Below are 2,428 nucleotides of genomic sequence, written 5' to 3'. Positions count from 1 at the left end.
GCCTCGATCGGGTCGCCGAGGGGGGTGCCGGTGCCGTGCGCCTCGACGGCGTCCACGTCCGCCGCCGTGAGGCGGGCGTTGGCCAGGGCCTGCCGGATCACCCGCTGCTGGGCGGGGCCGTTCGGGGCGGTCAGGCCGCTGCTCGCGCCGTCCTGGTTGACCGCGCTGCCCCGGACCACGGCGAGGACGCGGTGCCCGTTGCGCTGTGCGTCGGAGAGGCGTTCCAGCAGCAGCATGCCGATGCCCTCGGCGAAGCCGGTGCCGTCGGCGCCCGCGCCGAAGGCCTTGCACCGGCCGTCGGGCGAGAGGCCGCGCTGCCGGGAGAACTCGGTGAGCATGCCGGGGGTGGACATCACGCTGACGCCGCCGGCGAGCGCGAGCCGGCACTCGTCCTGGCGCAGCGCCTGGGTGGCCAGGTGCAGGGCGACCAGCGAGGAGGAGCAGGCGGTGTCGACGGTGACGGCTGGGCCCTCCAGGCCGAACAGGTACGAGATCCGGCCCGACGCGACGCTGCCGGCGCTGCCGTTGCCGACGTAGCCGTCCAGCTCGTCGGTGGTGTCGGCGGCCTGGGACGCGTAGTCGTGGTAGATGAGCCCGACGTAGACGCCGGTGCTGCTGCCCCGGGCCGTGTGGGGGTCGATGCCCGCCCGCTCGAAGGCCTCCCAGGAGGTCTCCAGCAGCAGCCGCTGCTGCGGGTCCATGGCCAGCGCCTCCCGGGGGGAGATCCCGAAGAAGCCGGCGTCGAACTCGGCCGCGTCGTGCAGGAAGCCGCCCTGGCGGGGGCCGTTGCCGTCGTCGCCGGCCCGCAGGTCGTCCGGGTCCCAGCCGCGGTCGGTGGGGAACGGCGCGATGACGTCGGCCCCGGCCGTGACCAGGTCCCAGAGCTGCTCGGGGGTCTGCACGTCGCCGGGGAACCGGCAGGCCATGCCGATGATCGCGATGGGCTCGTCGAGGGCGGTGGCCGCGCCGGCCGCCTTGCCGGCGGCGGGCGCCTCGACGCCGCCGAGTTCCCGGTCGAGGAATTCGGCGAGGACGACCGGGGTGGGGTAGTCGAACGCCACGGTGGCGGGCAGCCGCAGCCCGGTGGCGGTGGCCAGCCGGTTGCGCAGTTCCACCGAGGTCAGCGAGTCGAAGCCCAACTCCTTGAAACCCCGCTGGGCGTCGACGCGGTCGGCGGAGCGGTGCCCCAGCACGGCGGCCACGCTCGCGGCGACCAGGTCGAGCAGGTGGCTGCGCCGCTGCGCGGAGCTGAGCGTGGCCAGCCGCCCGCGTTCCGAGGCGGTGTCGGCAAGTCCCTGCCCGGCGGTCCGCCGGACGGGGCCGGTGGGGCGGACCAGCTCGCGCAGCATGCCGGGCACCGCGCCGGCCGCCGGCCGGGCCGTGGCCGGCGGCAGGTTCATGAGTACGAGGTGCACGCCGCCGTACTGCCGGGCCAGGTCGAACAGGGCGGTGCCCTCGGCCTCGGTCAGCGGGGCGCTGGTGGCCCGGATCGCCCGGCGGTGGGCGTTGCCGCCGAGGTGGGCGGTCATCGCGCTGGCGGTGTCCCACAGTCCCCAGGCGAGACTCGTGGCGGGCAGCCCCTGCTGCTGGCGGAGGCGGGCGAGGACGTCGAGGAACCCGTTCGCCGCCGCGTAGTTGCCCTGCCCGGGCGAGCCGAGGGTGGCCGCCACCGAGGAGAACACCGCGAAGGTGGCCAGGTCGGCGTCGCGGGTGGCCCGGTGCAGCGCCCAGCCGGCGTCGACCTTCGGGGTCAGCACCGCGTCGAGGGCGGACTCGTCGAGGGAGCCGATGGTGGCGTCGGCGATCACGCCGGCGGTGTGCACCACGGCGGTCAGCGGGTGCGCCGGGTCCACCTGCGCCAACAGGCCGGCGACCTGGTCGGGGTCGGCGACGTCGGCGGTGACGGTGGTGACGTGGGCGCCGTGGCGGGTCAGCTCCGCCACCAGGTCACGGTAGGCCTCGGGGCCGCGACGGGAGGCGAGCAGCAGGTGCCGGGACTGGCCGGTGGTCACGAGGTGCCGGGCGAACACCCCGGCCAGGGCGCCGCCGGCGCCGGTGATCAGCGTGGTGCCGTCCGGGTCGATCGGGGCGGGGATGCGCAGCACCACCTTGCCCACGTGCCGGGCCTGACTCATGTGCCGCAGCGCCCGCCGGGCGTGCTGCACGTCCCACACCCTTACCGGCAGCGGACGCAACACGCCCTGCTCGAACAGCGCCAGCAACTCGGTCAGCATCTCACTGATCCGGGCGTGCCCGGCCTCGTTGAGGTCGAACGCCCGGTAGGTCACGCCGGGGTGGCGCTCGGCGACCTGACGGGGGTCGCGGATGTCGGTCTTGCCCATCTCGACGAACCGGCCACCACGCGGCAACAACCGCAACGACGCGTCGACGAACTCACCCGCCAGGGCATCGAGCACCACATCCACCC

At 75.2% G+C, this 2,428-nt stretch carries 1 protein-coding gene; it reads right to left on the bottom strand.

What is annotated here, in order from left to right; genetic code table 11:
- Positions 1-2,428 (bottom strand): SDR family NAD(P)-dependent oxidoreductase (locus tag ABT023_RS28945; RefSeq protein ID WP_350889859.1); only part of this gene is annotated, 2,428 nt, incomplete at both ends.

It is taken from the genome of Micromonospora sp. NPDC002296, assembly GCF_040296145.1.
Taxonomy (GTDB): Bacteria; Actinomycetota; Actinomycetes; order Mycobacteriales; family Micromonosporaceae; genus Micromonospora.
Note: the sequence above shows the minus strand (reverse complement) of the source record. Positions and strands in the feature narration are given on the sequence as shown.